Source organism: Flavobacterium sp. J27, from assembly GCF_004303025.1.
In the GTDB taxonomy this organism is placed as follows: Bacteria; Bacteroidota; Bacteroidia; order Flavobacteriales; family Flavobacteriaceae; genus Flavobacterium.
Map to the genome: position 1 here is coordinate 212,808 of NZ_PJQW01000002.1, position 18,329 is coordinate 231,136.

Genomic DNA, 18,329 nt, shown 5'->3' on the forward strand with positions numbered 1-18,329 from the left:
AATTCGTGCTTGTCATTATAATTGGAACCTGATTATATTGTCGTGATTACATCTTCTTTTGCTCTTCTCGATTTTGGTTTTATTTGGGGTTGATTGGCATCCTCAGTATCTCTATAACCAATAGCTACAGCTACTAAGGTATGATGCTTTTCAGATTGCAAAATGGCATTGTATTTTTCGGGTTCAATACCTTCCATAGGTGTAGAGTCGATATTCATTGCAGCACAAGCACTTAAGAAAACTCCTAAAGCTAAATATACTTGTTTGTCAAACCATGCTTTTATTTCAGCTTCTGGTAAAGGTTTTATAAATTGATTGTAATAACCTACTGCACCTTCTGGTAATGTAGCTTGAATTTGTTTTTCAAACTCTGCAATACTATCAATTCGGCTAAAAATAACTAGCGTATCACAATTAATTACTTTGGTATCATTAAAAAAAGATGCTTTGGCTAATTCGTTTTTGGTTTTTTCATCACTTACAAATGTAAATTTCCAAGGTTGACTGTTTATAGAAGACGGACTCAGTCTTACAATTTCTTTTAACTGATCTAAAGTGTCTTTTTCGATTTTTTTAGAAGCATCGTATTTTTTTGTAGTGTAGCGCTCTTGTATAGCTGCAATAAAACTCATATTTTTGTGATTTGATTTATACTATATTTTTTATAGTTACAAAAGTAAGTATAGTATTTTTGTTGTGCAATAACGGTCAAAAAGGATAGTTTAAATTTAATAAAAAATGAAAGTATGTATACAGTAAAAGGAAAAGAATATCCTTGTTGTACCAGTGTTACGATGGGAATTATTGGTGGGAAGTGGAAATCGGTTATTTTATTTTATTTGATTAAAGAACCGTTACGTTACAATGAACTAAGAAAAAAAATGAAAGATGTTACCGAGCGCACCTTGAGTTTACAGTTAAAAGACTTAGAAGCTGATGGGGTAATTCAAAGGCAGGTATATACTACAAAGCCCCCTTTAAAAGTGGAATATTCATTAACCGATTTTGGAAAAACGCTTATTCCACTTTTGCAAGAAATGGCTAAATGGGGTAATTATGTAGTGAAAAATGAATTGGAAACCACTATATAATTATTTTTTAGAACTCATTATAAAGGTTATTTTTCCACCATTCATAATTTCATCGTGGGTAATGTAATAACGATTTAACGTTTTTCCATTCAGGATAATTCTTTTTACATATGGATTAGTTTCAGATTGATTTTGAGTAGCAACTTCAAATGTTTTTCCATTTTCTAAATGAATAATAGCATTGGTAATTAAGGGACTACCAATAGCATATTCTAAAGAACCTGGAGCCACTGGATAAAACCCCATAGCACTAAAAATATACCAAGCACTCATTTGTCCGCAATCGTCATTTCCTCCTAAGCCATCTGGTGTAGGTTTGTATTGCATTTTTAATATTTGACGTACTCTTTCTTGTGTTTTCCAAGGTTGGTCAGCCCAATTATACAAATAAACCACATGATGCGCAGGCTCATTTCCATGTACATAACCTCCTATAATTCCATCTCTTGTAATGTCTTCGGTTTCTGCGAAGAAAGCATCTGATAAATGCATGGTAAAAAGGGTGTCTAATTTTTTACCAAATTGTTTTTTACCTCCCATTATGGTAACCAATGCATCAGGGTTATGCGGGACAAAAAAGCTATAATTCCAACTGTTTCCTTCAATAAATCCTTGTCCGTGCGTGCTATAAGCATCAAAGTCTTTTTTGAATGTTCCATTGTCTAATTTGGGTTCCATAAAACCTGAAACCGGATTGAAATTATTTCTCCAATTTTCGGAACGTTGTATAAACTCGTTGTAAATAGCAGTCTTATTTAATTTTTTTGCCAATTGTGCAATAGTCCAATCGTCATAAGCATACTCTAATGTGTTGGAAACCGAAATACCACTTTTTTCGGCTGGAATATATCCTTTGTCGATATAGTAACCAATTCCTTCATAATTGCGCTTCCTTGCTGTAATAACACAAGCATTTAAAGCAGCTTCTGCATCACCTGCATACGTTCCTTTTAAGATAGCATCGGCAATTACGGAAACACTATGATAACCACTCATACACCAATTGTCATTCGCATGGTGACTCCAAATAGGAAGCATATGTAAACTACTTTGGTCATAATGAGCTAACATAGAAGCCACCATATCTGCATTTCTTTTGGGTTGGAGAACATTAAATAAAGGATGTAAGGTTCTATAGGTATCCCAAAGTGAAAAAGTAGTATAATTGGTAAAACCATTCGCTTGATGTACATCTTGGTCTAACCCTTTGTATTCTCCATTTCTGTCTTGATAAACACTAGGTGTAATAAAAGCATGGTACATAGCTGTGTAGAAGTTGGTTTTATCATCAGGAGATGCATCAACCTGGATTTTATTTAATTCTTGATTCCAATCATCTTGTGTTTGTTTTTTAACTTTTTCAAAATCCCAATGCGGTATTTCTTCTGTTAAATTTTGAAGTGCATTCTTTTGACTTACAGGTGATAAAGCAAATTTTATTTTAACTTTTTCATTTGCTTCTGTGTCAAAATCAAAAAACATTCTTATTTTTTTACCCGCTATTTCTGGGAAATTATCTTCTTGGTCAAATTTCCTCCAAAAACCGCGATATACTTGCTTTTCATCAAAATTTTTCTGACCATAATTTTTAAAAGGCTTGGAGAAACTCATAGCAAAATAGACTGTTCTGGTTCTAGCCCAACCATTGGTTTGTTTATAACCTGTTATCAAGGTATCATTTACAACTCTTACGTAAGTCCAAACACTTTTTTCGTCATAATTGTAAATTCCAGCCATTAAATCTAGAATAATATGTGCTTGATCTGTTTTTGGAAAGGTATATTGATGCATACCTACTCTGGTAGAAGCCGTTAATTCTGCTGTAATATCGTAATCATCAAGTTTCACTTTGTAATATCCTGCTTCGGCAACTTCATTTTCATGAGAAAAAGAAGATCTAAACCCTTTTAATGGTGTTGCAGCTGTTCCAGGATTTAATTGTAATTTTCCTGTGGTTGGCATGATTAAGAAATCTCCTAAATCAGAATGACCAGTGCCACTGAAATGCGTATGACTAAAACCAACTATAGTTTTGTCGTCGTACTGATAACCTGCACAATATTTATATACATCAGGATTGTATTTTCCATTTACAGCATAAGGAATGGTATCGGTATCAGGACTCAATTGAACCATTCCGAAAGGAGCAGTAGCACCAGGATAAACGTGTCCCATGCGTTGTGTTCCAATAATTGGTTTTACAAATGGAATGAGGTTTTTTGTGGTTTGTTGACCAAAAATAAGTAGTGTAAAAAAACAGCTAATAGCTGAAAATAATGTTTTCATGATTTAATTGTTAGTAGATAATGAAAAAGGAAAAGTATCGGTTGTTGTTCCTCTTTTTGTATTAGGTGTGTTGTTCATAATGAAATTAAAAGTACCGCCTTTTAAGATGTCCTCATGGCTAATCCAATTATTTTTATATTCTTTTCCGTTTAATTTAATTTTATCAACATATTTGTTATCTGAATTAGAATTAGGCGCTTCAATGGTAAATGTTTTACCATTTTCAAGATGTAACGTTACTTTTTTAAATAAAGGTGAACCTAATATGTATTGATTCGTTGCAGGACAAACAGGATAGAAGCCTAATGCAGAAAAAACATACCAAGCAGAGGTTTGACCATTATCTTCATCACCGCAATAGCCATCTGGAGTAGGTTTGTACATGCGTTCCATTACTTCTCTAACCCAATATTGTGTTTTCCAAGGTTGGCCAGCATAATTGTATAAATAAATCATATGTTGAATGGGTTGGTTTCCATGCGCATATTGTCCCATATTAGCTATTTGCATCTCACGGATTTCATGAATAGTACCACCATAATAACTGTCATCAAAGATTGGAGCCATTTGAAAAACAGAATCTAGCATAGTAGTAAATTCTTGATGTCCTCCCATTAATTGGGCTAGACCTTCAATATCATGAAAGACACTCCAAGTGTAATGCCAACTGTTGCCTTCTGTAAAAGCATCGCCCCATTTTAAAGGATTAAAAGGTTTTTGAAAATTTCCATCTTTATTTTTTCCACGCATTAATTTTGTTTCAGGATCAAAAAGATGTTTGTAATTCTTACTTCTATTTTTATATAAATCAATTTCTTTTTGTGGACGATTTAATAATTTGGCCAAACGGCTAATGGCGAAATCATCATAGGCATATTCTAAGGTTCGTGCGGCACTTTCATTAATGTCAACATTGTAAGGAACATAACCTAATTCATTATAATATTGAACTCCTTTTCTTCCTGTAGCTTGTGGACCTTCATTGTTAGCGCCATGAAGTAGTGCTTCATATAGTTTTTCGATATCATAACCACGTAAGCCTTTTACGTAGGCATCAGCTACCACAGAAGCCGAGTTATTACCAATCATAATGTCACTATAGGATGGACTGCTCCATTCGGGTAACCAACCACCTTCTTTATAATCATTTAGTAATCCTTGTTGCATTTCTTTATTAATGGAAGGGTACATTAAATTTAAAAAAGGGTATAAGGCTCGGAAGGTATCCCAGAAGCCTGTTCCAGCAAAACGATATCCTGGTATCGTTTTACCAGTATAGGGACTATAATGAACTATGTTTCCATTGGCATCAATTTCATACATTTTCATTGGGAAAAAGAGGGTGCGATAAAGGGTAGAGTAGAAGGTTCTTATTTGGTCTGTTGTGCCTCCTTCAATTTGTATTTTTTCTAGAGTTGTATTCCAAATATTCTTGGCTTTTTGTTTGACGGTATCAAAGTTATCGGAACCAATTTCTTTTAGATTTTGTTCTGCTTGTTCAAAACTAATAAAAGATGAGGCAACTTTAGCATGAATAACTGTGTTTTTGTTTTTCGTTATAAAATGAACAAGACTGCTAATATGAGATCCAGAAAGTTCATTGCCTTTAATTTTAGTTTTATCATTCCAAAGAGAAGTAGTTGTAAAAGGAGTATCAAAAACGATAACAAAATAATTTTTGAAATTATTTAATTTTCCTCTTGTATATCTCGAGCTGTAACCAATAATTTTATTTTCGGAAGGAATAATTTTTAGGTACGAACCTCTATCATAGGCGTCAATGGCTACAAAAGCACTATCTGTTTTAGGAAAAGTAAATCGAAATGACGCGGCTCTTTCTGTAGGGGTAATTTCAGTAGTAACATCATAATCAGCAAGATAAACACTATAGTAATAAGGTTTTGCTATTTCAGATTTATGACTGAACCAACTGCCTCTTTCTTCTTCATCAACGGTACCTTTTCCTGTCATTGGCATCAAAGAAAAAGGACCGTAATCGTTCATCCAAGGAGAAGGTTGATGTGTTTGCTTGAAACCTCTAATTTTATTGGCATCATAAGTGTATTGCCAACCATTACCATTATTTCCAGTTTGTGGTGTCCAAGCATTCATTCCCCAAGGTAAAGCAATGGATGGATAAGTGTTTCCGTTACTTAATTCATAGCTACTATCTGTTCCCATTAATGGATTTATCCATTCCACAAGATCTGTTGGTTTTGAAACTTGTTGTGCATTACATGATAAAGCAATTAAAAAAATTACTTTAACTATTTTTTGTGTCATTAAAGAGAGAATTTATTAATTTGTTTTTCAAATATACTTAATTCTCTCCTTTTGTTTGTAAGGAAGTGTAGTGAAGTTGTACTATTGTATAGTTAAAATGTATTTATTATAATTATTCTCTATACGTTATGATAAACGTTTTTTACTTATACTAATCTAATTTTTAAAAATATTAACTCCGAATGAAGTGAAATTGAGAATTAGGAGGTGTTGAACGATGATTTTCATCAATTATCATCTCTATAAATATCATTTCTTTTTTACTAAGAGTAGTAATTCGGGCAGTTCTTCCATTAGTTTGTAATTCAATATATTTTCCTTGTTTGTTATAGCTCCATTTTCCAGGGTTTTCAGGATTGCTTAATAAAAAATAAGAATAATCACGATTGAATTGTACTTTAAAATCTGCATTAATTTGTATGGGATTACCCTGAATTGTTGCAAAACTCAAGCTCCAAGTATGGCATAATGTTGTAATTACCTCTTCTTCAGTTAGATTGATATTTTGTGATTGAATAAATGAAAAACGGCAGAAAATAAGTAAAAAGAGTAAGTATTTTTTTATCATATAATAGGGTTTATAAAGTTAATAGTAGATTTGAGAAAAGCTTGTCTTTAAATATACAACATTTTTTTATTTATTCTTTACAAAAGAATAGAATGATTGTAAACAAAAAAATCCTACAGAAATGTAGGATTTAATTTTTTTGTTATAGAATATGTTTTCTTAAGATATTTAAGATGGTATTTTTAGTATTGTTTAATTGGATATATATGTATAATTGTATTCGATTAAGTATATAAACAAAAAATCCTACATTTCTGTAGGATTTAATTTCTGTGGGCGATGAGGGGTTCGAACCCCCGACCCCCTCGGTGTAAACGAGGTGCTCTGAACCAGCTGAGCTAATCGCCCCAATAAATCGCAAACGTTATTACCGTATTAACTAACATTACTTTATTTAGTAAAAGTGTTCGTTGAACTTGTTTGCGAGTGCAAATATACAAGGTTTATTTATATCTGCAAGTGTTTTTTTGAAAAAAATTATTTTTTTTCAATCTTTTCTAGTACTACTTTTGAAGGGTAGTTAATCATGGTAATGTTAATTTCTTCATTTTGAGTTGTTTTGCCTTCAACTAAGTAAATTTTACCGTTTTTATATGGTTTATTACTTTTTGAAAAATCGACATCGCCATATTTTAAAGAAGCTTTTATATCGTCTAAATTAATCCATTCTTCTGCTAAAATTGTTTTTGCTTCTGGAGTTATTTCTAAAGATTTACTTCTTAAATCTTGTAAAACACGACAATTTGGTAAATAACAAAATTCAACACCTTTTGCATCTGCTTTTGCTCCTAAAAATTTGATAACAAAAAATAAGCCTAATAGTAGACCAAAAAGATAATATGCTAATTTATATTTAAGTTTCATATTGAATTTTTTTGCAAATATAGTATTTTGGTCTGCATTAGCGATAGGAATGACATCCTTTTATCCTAATAAAAGGATAAAAGATAGAATGGATAGCGCGACCTCGTTCATTAGAAAACGAGGGAATGCCCTAAAAAACAATTAGATTAATGTCTCGATGTTCTAAATTGAACCAATCTGCTATAGATTTATTGGTTAGTAAACCATGGTAAAAATAAATTCCGTTTTTTAATCCTCTGTTGCAACGAATGGCACTTTCTATACCACCATCGTCTGCAATTTGAAGTAAAAATGGTGTAATGATATTACTAATCGATAATGAAGCTGTTTTAGAATATCTAGAGGGAATATTTGGAACACAATAATGAATGACATTGTTTTTTATGAATGTAGGCTTTTCATGAGTGGTAATTTCAGAGGTTTCAAAACAACCACCTGTATCAATACTAACATCTACAATTACAGCACCTTTTTTCATATGTTCTACCATTGTTTCAGTAACAACTATAGGAGTTCTGTTTTTACCACGCATGGCACCAATGGCTACATCACATCTTCGTAGTGCTTTTAATAAAGATTTTTCTTGTATTGTTGAAGTAAAAATTCTTTGATTGAGTGTGTTTTGTAAACGTCTTAATTTTGTAATCGAATTGTCAAATACTTTTACACTAGCTCCAAGTCCTAGAGCAGTTCTCGCAGCATATTCTGCTACGGTTCCAGCACCTAAAATAACAACTTCAGTAGGAGGAACACCGGTTATATTTCCAAATAATAACCCTTTACCAATGTTTTGATTAATCATTAATTCGGCAGCAATATGTATAGATGCAATTCCAGCAATTTCAGATAAAGATTTTACAGCTGGATAAGAACCGTCTTCGTCTTTTATAAATTCAAATGCTAATGCAGTAATTCTTTTTGTAGCTAATGCTTCAAAGTAGCCTTTACGTTGGGTTTTTAATTGTATAGCAGAAATAATGATGGTTTGTGGGTTCATCATTTCTATTTCTGGTAACGTAGCTGGCTCCACTTTTAAAATAATAGGACAACTAAAAACTTTTTTAGGATCGTTAGTTATTTCTGCACCAGCATCAGAATATTCTTTATCGGAATAACTTGAACTTTCTCCAGCACCAGCTTCAATCATGACACGATGTCCATGAGATGTCATAGAACTGACAGCATCTGGTGTTAAGCAGATACGTCTTTCCTGATACGAAGTTTCTTTTGGAATTCCAATGAATAGTTCACTCTTGTGCTTAGTAATTTCCAATTTCTCTTCTTGAGGAAGCAATTGCATTTTTGAAAACGGACTAAAAGTTGACATGTTGTTTTTTGTAAAGTTGAGCCAATTTAGGAATAATTTTAAAAATTAGAAAAAGAATCTGTAAAAAAGAATAAAGAGAAAATAAAATGTTTTTTCTCTGTTTTTAATTTGTTAAGATTAATTCTCTGGAACCATTTTTATTTAGTTTCATATGAATACTAGCATGGTCAATAGGAATTAAACTAGGTGTTTTTTCTGGCCATTCTATAAAACACCAATGACCCGAATAAAAATATTCATCAATACCCATATCATAAGCCTCCTCTTCACTATTTAATCTGTATAAATCAAAGTGATAAATGATTTCTCCTGTTTCAGTTTCATATTCGTTAACCAATGAAAAAGTAGGGCTACTTGAATTATTTTTAACACCAAGTTGTTTAACCAATTCTTTAATAAGTGTGGTTTTTCCCACACCCATTTGAGCATGGAAAGTGATTACCTTTTTTAATCTTGGTGTAGCTAATAGTTGTTGTACTACCTCTTGAATTTGATCTAGAGTAAAGTTTATTGTCATATAATTTTAGCAATTTTGTACTTTATAAAACCACAGAATCTTATCAATGGGAATCTGTGGTTTTTTATATTACTTCGGTTCTAATACTAAAAACGGAATAATCATTTCTTCTAATGAAATACCTCCGTGTTGATAAGTATTTCTATAATAACTTACATAATGATTGAAGTTATTAACATAGGCTAAAAATAAATCGTTTTTTGCAAATATAAAAGAACTACTCATGTTTAATGCTGGAAGACCAATCTTTTTAGGATCTTTTACAGCATATACATCTTTGTCTTCATAGGTTAAGCTTCTTCCTGTTTTGTATCTTAAATTTAAACTGGTGTTTTTATCACCAATAACTTTAGATGGATTTTTGCAGTTTATTGTTCCGTGATCAGTAGTTATTATTAGTCTAAATCCTTGTTTTTGGGCTTGCTGTATCATGTCTAATAGAGGTGAGTTTTTAAACCAACTCATGGTTAGTGAACGGTAAGCCTTGTCATCTGAAGCTAATTCTTTTACTACTTCCATTTCTGTTTTGGCATGAGAAAGCATATCCACAAAATTATATACAATTGTGGTTAAATCATTCGATTTTAAGGCTTTAAAGTTTTCGGCTAATTTTTTCCCATCTTTAAAATTAGTAATCTTATAATATTCCTGTTTTATATTTAAACCTAAACGTTTTAATTGTTCGGTTAGAAATTCTCCTTCATATAAATTTTTACCTCCATCATCTACATCGTTTTTCCAATATTGAGGAAACTTTTTTTCCATTTCTAAAGGAGTTAAACCTGAAAAAATAGCGTTTCTAGCATACTGAGTTGCCGTAGGTAGGATAGAAAAATAACTAACTTCTTTTTCTAATTTATAATGATTGTTTACAATATTTTCAAATGCTTTCCATTGATCGTAACGTAAATTATCAATGACAACAAATAGAATTGGTTTGTCTTTTTTTCTGATTTCTGGAGCAACTAATTCTCCAAAGAGTTTGTGGGAAAGAATGGGTTTATCATTTTTTTCGTCAAACCAATCTTCATAGGTACGCTCTATGAATTTTCCAAACTGAACATTAGCTTCAGTTTTTTGGCTTTCTAAAATTTCTACCATACCTTGATCGGAAATGTTTTCAAGTTCCATTTCCCAGTATATTAGTCTCTTATATAATTCAACCCAATCTTCAAAAGTACGAACCATTGCCATGTCCATCGCAATTTTTCGGAATTCTTTTTGGTAATCTAAAGTTGTTTTTTCAGAAACTAAGCGAGAATGATCTAAATTCTTTTTTAAACTTAAAAGTATTTGATTTGGGTTTACTGGCTTTATCAGATAATCTGCTATTTTTGAACCAATAGCTTCCTCCATGATATATTCTTCTTCGCTTTTTGTAATCATAATTACAGGAACTGAAGATTTTTTTTCTTTAATCTCTGATAGCGTTTCAAGACCACTTAATCCAGGCATATTTTCATCTAAAAAAACAATATCAAAATTATTTTCTTCAAATAAATCAATCGCATCTTGCCCGTTATTACAGGTCGTTACTTCGTAATTTTTCTTTTCTAAAAAAAGGATATGTGGCTTTAAAAGATCGATTTCATCATCAACCCATAAAATTTTTATTTTGTTCATTTATTTGATTTTTTTTGCAATTTACTATTTAATAAACGAGTATTGTATTAAAAATTGTATAAAAAGAAATAGTTTAAAGAAATTTTAACGACTTAGTACAACTATTATATTTGATAGTAGGTATCTAAGTATGGATCGATTGAAAGTTTCAACTTTATTAGATGTTAATAAAAAGTAAAATAGTGTGTTTTTAAATTGTTGATTATTATTATTTTACATTAAGTGAAAAGGTTTAATTAACTATTCTTAAAAAAAGCATAGATTTTGTATTTAAAGATGAAATCTTTCTAAATCAGAATTATATAAATTGAATAATCGGCAATAACTACAAAAGTTTTATATTTGTTATAAATTTTAATTTCGTGAACGCTACAAATAAGCTTAAAATATTTAATGATCCTATTTATGGATTTATCAGTATTCCTAATTCTTTAATATATGATCTTATACAACATCCTTATTTTCAAAGATTAAGACGTATTTCTCAAATGGGAATGACTTATTTAGTATATCCTGGAGCCCATCATACACGATTTCACCACGCGTTAGGCTGTTTGCATATCATGCAAAAAGCGGTACAAACGTTAAAATTTAAAGAGGTTGCTATCTCTGATGAAGAGGAGAACGCATTATACATTGCTATTTTATTACACGACATTGGTCACGGACCTTTTAGTCACGCTATGGAGCACAGTATTGTTGAAGATGTGCATCATGAGCAATTATCCTTATTATTCATGGAACAACTAAATAAAGATTTTAATGGAAAACTATCTTTAGCAATTCAAATATTCAAAGGAGAATATCATCGAAAATTTATGTTGCAACTTATTTCTAGTCAATTAGATATGGATAGAATGGATTATTTAAGGAGAGATAGTTTTTACAGTGGTGTTGCAGAAGGAAATATTAATAGTGAACGTTTAATACAAATGATGCATGTTCAAGATGATCAATTAGTTATTGAAGAAAAAGGTATTTATTCAGTTGAAAAATTTTTAGTAGCCAGAAGATTAATGTATTGGCAAGCGTATCTTCATAAGACTTCGGTTGTTGCAGAATTAATTCTTACCAAAATTTTAAAAAGAGCGAAAGAATTAACGCATAAAGGAATGCATTTGGAATGTAGTAAACCGTTGCAATTTTTTATGAAAAATAAAGTCGAATTATCTGATTTTACAACTGAAATTTTAAATACATTTTCTCAATTAGATGATTATGATGTGTTGAGTGCCATAAAAGCTTGGCAATTTCATGAAGATTTTGTGTTGTCTGAGCTATGTAGAATGATTATTAATCGCGATTTGTTAAAAATTAAGATGTTAGAAGAAAAACCCTCAGCAACAATTTTAGATTCTTACAAAAAGGCTTATTTGAAAATTCATCCTTTATCTGATAAAGAAATCGATTATTTTGTTTTTAAAGGAAAAATTAAAAATCAAGCTTATAGTAAAGAAAGTGAGCCTATTAGAATATTAAAAAAAGACAAGAGTATAGAAGATGTAGTGCAAGCTTCAGATCAGTTAAATTTAAAGGCTTTATCTAAACCAGTTACTAAATATTTCATATGTTTTCCAAAAGTAACATTAGAAGCATAAGTATTTAATTTAATTTTATATTTTTGTCAAGATGGAATTGAGTCAAAAAAATGACATTTAATGATTGTGTATTTCCGTTTAAAAGAATGGATAACTTAATAGAAATTAATGAAATTTACAGCAGAACAAATAGCAGGTATCTTAGAAGGTGAAGTAGTAGGTAATCCTAATGCAGAAGTTTCTAAACTTGCAAAAATAGAAGAAGGAATTGAAGGTTCTTTAACTTTTTTAGCCAATCCTAAATATGTCAGTCATATATATACAACTAAAGCTACAATTACAATTGTTAACAAGACATTTACTCCTGACCAAAGTATATCTACAACACTAATTAAGGTAGAAGATGCCTACAAATCTTTTTCAAAATTACTAGAATATTACAATCAGGTTAAATTAATGAAGTCTGGTATAGAGCAACCTTCTGTTATTTCTGATGAAGTAGTGTACGGAGAAGGTTTATATTTGGGAAGTTTTTGTTACATTGGAAAAAATGTTACCATAGGTAAGAATGCCAAAATATATCCGAATAGTTTTATTGGAGATAATGTGGTTATCGGAGATAATTGTGTGTTTTTTGCTGGTGTTCGAATTTATTCAGAAACAGTTATAGGCAACAATTGTACCATTCATTCGGGTTCTATTATAGGATCGGATGGTTTTGGTTTTGCACCTCAAGAAGATGGGACCTATCAAAAAGTGCCACAAATTGGAAATGTTATTATTGAAGATAATGTTGAAATAGGAGCTTGTACAACTATAGATAGAGCTACTTTAGGATCAACTATTATTAGAAAAGGGGTTAAATTAGACAATCAAATTCAAATCGCTCATAATGTTGAAATAGGCGAGAATACAGTTATAGCCTCTCAAACAGGTGTTGCTGGTTCCACTAAAATAGGAAAAAATTGTATGATAGGAGGTCAAGTAGGAATCGTGGGACACATCACAATTGGAGATAATGTAAAAGTACAGGCTCAATCTGGAATTGGAAAAAGCTTACAAGATGGAGAAGTAGTGCAAGGCACACCAGCATTTAATTATTCCGATTTTACAAAATCGTATGTGCATTTCAAGAATCTCCCAAAGATTGTATCAGATATAGACAAACTAAAGAAAAACAATTAATTTAAAAATCATGGTTAAACAAAAAACCATTGCAAACGAAGTTTCATTAAAAGGTGTCGGTTTACACACCGGACAATTGGTAGAAATGACTTTCAAACCTGCTCCAGTTAATAACGGTTTTACATTTGTAAGAGTTGATTTAGAAGGGCAACCAATTATTGAGGCAGATGCGAATTATGTGGTTAATACACAAAGAGGAACAAACCTTGAGAAACGAGGTGTAATGATACAAACTCCTGAGCATGTACTTGCAGCTTTAGTAGGATGTGATTTAGACAATGTAATTATTGAATTAAATGCTTCTGAACTTCCAATTATGGACGGTTCATCAAAGTATTTTGTGGAAGCTATTGAAAAAGCGGGCATTGAAGAGCAAGAGGTAGAAAGAAAAGTATATGTTGTTAAAGAAGTAATTTCTTATTTAGACGAAGCTTCTGGAAGTGAAATTACAATTATTCCAAGTGACAATTATACTATTACTACTATGGTAGATTTTGGTACCAAGGTTTTAGGAACTCAAAATGCAACTTTAAAAAGTATCGATGATTTTAAAACAGAAATTGCAGATTGTAGAACATTTAGTTTCTTACATGAGTTAGAATCATTATTAAATAACGGATTAATAAAAGGAGGCGATTTAAATAATGCAATAGTATATGTAGACAAAGAAATTTCTGCAGATACCATGGAAAATTTGAAAAAAGCATTCAATAAAGAATCTATTTCGGTTAATCCAAACGGAATTTTAGATAACCTTACGTTGCATCATCCAAATGAAGCAGCTAGACATAAATTATTAGATATTGTTGGTGATTTAGCATTAATAGGGAAGAGAATACAAGGAAAAGTAATTGCAACAAAACCAGGACATTTTGTAAACACTCAATTTGCAAAAAAATTGTCTAAAATTATTAAAATAGAAGAGAGAAATCAGGTTCCTGTTTATGATTTGCATAAAGAACCTTTGATGGATATCCACCAAATTATGAGAATGTTGCCACATAGACCACCATTCTTATTAATAGATAAAATACTCGAACTTACAGATTCTCATGTAGTTGGTTTAAAAAATGTTACTATGAACGAACCTTTCTTTGTAGGACATTTTCCAGACGCACCAGTTATGCCAGGTGTTTTAATTGTTGAAGCAATGGCACAAACGGGAGGAATTTTAGTATTGAGTACGGTTCCAGATCCTGAAAATTATTTAACTTACTTTATGAAAATAGATAACGTTAAATTCAAACAAAAAGTATTACCAGGAGATACTTTAGTATTTAAATGCGATTTAATTGCTCCTATTAGAAGAGGTATTTGTCATATGCAAGCAAACGCTTACGCTAATGGAAGATTAGTAGCAGAAGCAGAACTAATGGCACAAATTGCAAAAAAACAATAAAAAATATTTTAAATTAGAAAAAGATGAATCAACCATTAGCATATGTACATCCAGGAGCCAAAATAGCACGAAATGTAGTTATTGATCCATTTACTACTATACACAATAATGTAGTAATTGGTGAAGGAACTTGGATAGGTTCTAATGTTACTATCATGGAAGGAGCCAGAATAGGAAAGAATTGTAATATCTTTCCTGGAGCAATCATTTCTGCTATTCCTCAAGATTTAAAATTTGGAGGTGAAGATTCTCTAGTAATTATTGGAGACAATACAACAATTAGAGAATGTGTAACGATTAACAGAGGAACTATAGCTTCAGGACAAACTAAAATAGGGGATAATTGTTTAATTATGGCAACAGCTCATATTGCTCATGATTGTCATATTGGTAACAATGCAATCATTGTTAATGGAGTTGCTTTAGCAGGACATGTAACCATAGGAGATTTTGCAATTATAGGTGGTTTAGCAGCAATTCACCAGTTTATTTCAGTGGGTGAGCACGCCATGGTTTCTGGTGGTTCATTGGTTAGGAAAGACGTACCTCCTTATACAAAAGCAGCAAAAGAACCTCTATCTTATGTAGGAATTAATTCTGTAGGATTAAGAAGAAGAGGTTTTTCCACAGAAAAAATAAGAGAAATTCAAGATATTTATAGAATTTTATACCAAAAAAACTTCAATACAACACAAGCATTAAGTATTATTGAAGCAGAAATGGAAGCTACTCCTGAAAGAGATGATATTATTCAATTTATCAGAAACTCTTCTAGAGGAATTATGAAAGGTTATACTGGAAGCACAATTTAAAAAGTTATTTAAAAATTAATTATATAAAAATGGCAAGTACATCAGATATTAGAAATGGACTTTGTATTAAACACAATCACGACATTTATAAAATTATAGAGTTTTTACATGTAAAACCGGGTAAAGGACCAGCTTTTGTAAGAACAAAATTAAAATCATTAACGAATGGTAAAGTATTAGACAATACTTTTTCTGCGGGTCATAAAATTGATGTAGTAAGAGTTGAAACACATACGTTTCAATATTTATATGCAGAAGGGAATGATTTTCACTTTATGAATACTGAAACATTTGAACAAATCACTTTAAGTAGAGATGTTTTGGATGCTCCAGATTTATTAAAAGAAGGAGAAAATGTAATGGTTCAAATTAATACAGAAACAGATATGCCTTTGTCTGTTGATATGGCAGCTTCTGTAGTTTTAGAAGTAACTTACACAGAACCAGGCGTAAAAGGGAATACCGCAACAAATGCTACTAAGCCAGCTACCGTTGAAACGGGAGCAACGGTTAATGTACCGTTATTTATTAACGAAGGAGATAAAATTAAAATTGATACAGCTTCAGGAAAATATATGGAGCGTGTCTAAAAATAGTAATTAGTAATTAGTGAATAGTACTTAGTAACTACTATTCACTATTCACTTTTAAACTAATCACTACAAATGAAATTCCAAAAAAAACATACACTTAAAGAAATTGCAACCATTATTAATTGCAATTTTATTGGTCCTGAGGATTTTCCTGTTTTAGGAATGAATGAAATTCATGTGGTTGAAGAAGGAGACATTGTTTTTGTGGATCATCCAAAATACTATGATAAAGCACTCGAATCCGCTGCCACCATCGTTTTAATCAATAAGGAAGTTGCATGTCCTGAAGGGAAAGCACTGTTAATTTCTGATGATCCTTTTCGAGATTTCAATACATTATCAAAACACTTCCGACCTTTTACAAATGCTTCTGTATCCATTTCAAATTCTGCAACTATTGGTGAAGGAACAATCATTCAACCAAATTGTTTTGTTGGCCATAATGTAACTATTGGAAAAAATTGTATTATTCATTCTAATGTCTCAATTTATGATAATTCCGTGATTGGTGATAATGTAATTATTCATGCGGGAACCATTATTGGAGCTGATGCTTTTTATTACAAAAAGCGTCCTGAAGGGTTTGACCAATTATTATCTTGTGGTAGAGTAGTAATTGAAGACAATGTAGGAATAGGTGCGCTTTGTACTATAGATAAAGGAGTTACAGGAGATACTACTATAGGATTAGGAACAAAGATTGATAATCAAGTGCATGTAGGACACGATACACTTATTGGAAAAAAATGTTTAATAGCCGCACAAGTAGGCATTGCTGGCTGTGTTGTTATTGAAGATGAAGTTACTTTATGGGGACAAGTAGGTACTACTAGTGGAATTACAATTGGTTCCAAAGCAATTATTATGGGACAAACAGGTGTAACCAAATCATTAGAAGGAGGTAAAACCTATTTTGGTACGCCAATGGAAGAGTCTCGTGAAAAATTAAAACAATTGGCAAACATTAAAAAAATACCTCAAATTTTAGATAAATTAAAAGAAAATGACAAATAAAGAGCAAATTCAAAAATTTTATCTTGAAGATGGAATTAGAAATGTAGCTGCCTTAGAAGAATTTCTCCATGATGATGTAATTTTAGAATGGAGTAGTTCTGATGGTGTTTTAAACTTATCAAAACAGGCAATATTAAATTTGGCTTTAGAATTAAAGCAAAATTATGATATTTCAATTGTTGAAATAACGCATTTAATAGAAGAAAACAACACAGTTGTAGTAAAATACAATCAAAAAATAGCTACTATTGAAAATCCTTCTGAGTTAATTCCAATAGCTAAATTTATAGTAATATGGGAATTTTTAGAAAATAAATTATTCAGAGGATATCAAATCAGTCAACCAGTATAATTTTACAAAAATAAAACTTAAAAAGTTCCTGTTTTTTTTACAAAAAACTTACTTTTGCAACACAATTTAAAAAATAATATAATAATCATATCATGAGTGTTCTAGTTAATAAAGATTCAAAGATAATTGTTCAAGGTTTCACAGGGAGTGAAGGAACTTTCCACGCTTCTCAAATGATTGAGTATGGTACAAATGTAGTAGGAGGTGTTACACCAGGAAAAGGTGGAAGTACCCATTTAGATAAACCTGTTTTCAACACAGTTCAAGAAGCTGTTGAAAAAGCAGGAGCTAATACATCAATTATTTTTGTTCCACCAGCTTTTGCTGCTGATGCAATTATGGAAGCTGCTGATGCAGGTATAAAAGTTATCATTTGTATTACCGAAGGTATTCCTGTAGCAGATATGATTAAAGCATACGATTATATTAAATCAAGAGATTGCCGTTTAGTAGGACCAAACTGTCCAGGAGTAATAACTCCAGAAGAAGCAAAAGTAGGTATCATGCCAGGTTTTGTATTTAAAAAAGGAAAAGTAGGTATCGTTTCTAAATCTGGTACATTAACATATGAAGCTGCTGATCAAGTAGTAAAACAAGGGTTAGGTATTACTACAGCTATTGGTATTGGTGGTGACCCAATTATTGGTACTACAACTAAAGAAGCTGTTGAATTATTAATGAATGATCCAGAAACTGAATGTATCATCATGATTGGTGAAATTGGAGGTCAATTAGAAGCTGATGCAGCTCGTTGGGTAAAAGCTGATGGTAACCGTAAACCTGTTGTAGGTTTTATTGCAGGTGAAACGGCTCCAAAAGGAAGAACTATGGGGCATGCTGGTGCAATTGTAGGTGGAGCAGATGATACAGCAGAAGC

17 protein-coding genes and 1 tRNA gene are annotated in these 18,329 nt (G+C 31.4%); 9 read left to right on the top strand and 9 right to left on the bottom strand.

Features of this window, described 5'->3' with window-relative positions; genetic code table 11:
- Positions 1-32: 32 nt before the first annotated feature.
- Entirely contained in the window at positions 33-632 is a 600-nt protein-coding gene (locus CX675_RS03010; protein WP_165395960.1) for an NAD(P)H-dependent oxidoreductase, read from the bottom strand.
- A gap of 114 nt (positions 633-746) precedes the next feature.
- Here CX675_RS03010 and CX675_RS03015 point away from each other — a divergent pair, with 114 nt between their 5' ends.
- On the top strand, positions 747-1,091 hold the full coding sequence (locus CX675_RS03015) for a helix-turn-helix domain-containing protein (RefSeq protein WP_130733739.1): 345 nt from the start codon (positions 747-749) through the stop codon (positions 1,089-1,091).
- Here CX675_RS03015 and CX675_RS03020 read toward each other — a convergent pair whose 3' ends face one another.
- From CX675_RS03020 to CX675_RS03055, 8 genes are all read right to left on the bottom strand, one after another.
- Positions 1,092-3,377 carry a GH92 family glycosyl hydrolase gene (locus CX675_RS03020; protein WP_130733740.1) on the bottom strand — a complete coding sequence of 762 codons (2,286 nt, stop codon included), beginning with the start codon at positions 3,375-3,377 and terminating at the stop codon, positions 1,092-1,094.
- Positions 3,378-3,380: 3 nt separating this feature from the next.
- Positions 3,381-5,660, bottom strand: a complete 2,280-nt coding sequence (locus tag CX675_RS03025) for a GH92 family glycosyl hydrolase (protein WP_130733741.1) — start codon at positions 5,658-5,660, stop codon at positions 3,381-3,383.
- A 172-nt stretch (positions 5,661-5,832) separates the two neighbouring features.
- Positions 5,833-6,228: a hypothetical protein gene (locus CX675_RS03030; RefSeq protein WP_130733742.1), complete on the bottom strand. Its 396-nt coding sequence runs from the start codon at positions 6,226-6,228 to the stop codon at positions 5,833-5,835.
- A 273-nt stretch (positions 6,229-6,501) separates the two neighbouring features.
- A tRNA-Val gene (locus CX675_RS03035) sits at positions 6,502-6,576 on the bottom strand.
- A gap of 129 nt (positions 6,577-6,705) precedes the next feature.
- Positions 6,706-7,092, bottom strand: a complete 387-nt coding sequence (locus CX675_RS03040) for a DUF4258 domain-containing protein (protein WP_130733743.1) — start codon at positions 7,090-7,092, stop codon at positions 6,706-6,708.
- Between the two features lie 130 nt (positions 7,093-7,222).
- Positions 7,223-8,419, bottom strand: coding sequence for an alanine dehydrogenase (locus tag CX675_RS03045; protein WP_130733744.1), 1,197 nt, complete (start codon positions 8,417-8,419; stop codon positions 7,223-7,225).
- Between the two features lie 103 nt (positions 8,420-8,522).
- Positions 8,523-8,936, bottom strand: a complete 414-nt coding sequence (gene tsaE / locus CX675_RS03050; protein WP_130733745.1) for a tRNA (adenosine(37)-N6)-threonylcarbamoyltransferase complex ATPase subunit type 1 TsaE — start codon at positions 8,934-8,936, stop codon at positions 8,523-8,525.
- Positions 8,937-9,005: 69 nt separating this feature from the next.
- A complete protein-coding gene (locus tag CX675_RS03055; RefSeq protein WP_130733746.1) occupies positions 9,006-10,559 on the bottom strand; it encodes a PglZ domain-containing protein in 1,554 nt (517 codons plus the stop codon).
- A 362-nt stretch (positions 10,560-10,921) separates the two neighbouring features.
- On the opposite strand from CX675_RS03055, the gene CX675_RS03060 reads away from it, so the two are divergent.
- The 8 genes from CX675_RS03060 to sucD all read left to right on the top strand — a co-directional run.
- Positions 10,922-12,157 (top strand): HD domain-containing protein, encoded by a 1,236-nt coding sequence (locus CX675_RS03060; protein ID WP_130733747.1) that lies wholly within the window; start codon positions 10,922-10,924, stop codon positions 12,155-12,157.
- Positions 12,158-12,265: 108 nt separating this feature from the next.
- Complete coding sequence (gene lpxD, locus CX675_RS03065) at positions 12,266-13,282, top strand: UDP-3-O-(3-hydroxymyristoyl)glucosamine N-acyltransferase (protein WP_130733748.1); 1,017 nt, start codon at positions 12,266-12,268, stop codon at positions 13,280-13,282.
- A gap of 10 nt (positions 13,283-13,292) precedes the next feature.
- Positions 13,293-14,681 carry a bifunctional UDP-3-O-[3-hydroxymyristoyl] N-acetylglucosamine deacetylase/3-hydroxyacyl-ACP dehydratase gene (locus CX675_RS03070; protein ID WP_130733749.1) on the top strand — a complete coding sequence of 463 codons (1,389 nt, stop codon included), beginning with the start codon at positions 13,293-13,295 and terminating at the stop codon, positions 14,679-14,681.
- A 23-nt stretch (positions 14,682-14,704) separates the two neighbouring features.
- Positions 14,705-15,493: an acyl-ACP--UDP-N-acetylglucosamine O-acyltransferase gene (gene lpxA / locus CX675_RS03075; RefSeq protein WP_130733750.1), complete on the top strand. Its 789-nt coding sequence runs from the start codon at positions 14,705-14,707 to the stop codon at positions 15,491-15,493.
- 29 nt (positions 15,494-15,522) lie between these two features.
- Positions 15,523-16,083, top strand: coding sequence for an elongation factor P (efp, locus tag CX675_RS03080; RefSeq protein WP_130733751.1), 561 nt, complete (start codon positions 15,523-15,525; stop codon positions 16,081-16,083).
- A gap of 75 nt (positions 16,084-16,158) precedes the next feature.
- The gene (locus CX675_RS03085) at positions 16,159-17,100 is read left to right on the top strand and encodes a UDP-3-O-(3-hydroxymyristoyl)glucosamine N-acyltransferase (RefSeq protein WP_130733752.1); all 942 of its coding nucleotides are present in this window, start codon (positions 16,159-16,161) and stop codon (positions 17,098-17,100) included.
- On the top strand, positions 17,090-17,452 hold the full coding sequence (locus CX675_RS03090; RefSeq protein WP_130733753.1) for a nuclear transport factor 2 family protein: 363 nt from the start codon (positions 17,090-17,092) through the stop codon (positions 17,450-17,452). The genes CX675_RS03085 and CX675_RS03090 overlap by 11 nt, the downstream gene beginning before the upstream one ends.
- A 92-nt stretch (positions 17,453-17,544) precedes the next feature.
- A partial coding sequence (gene sucD, locus CX675_RS03095; RefSeq protein ID WP_240723578.1) for a succinate--CoA ligase subunit alpha occupies positions 17,545-18,329 on the top strand: 785 nt, incomplete at its 3' end.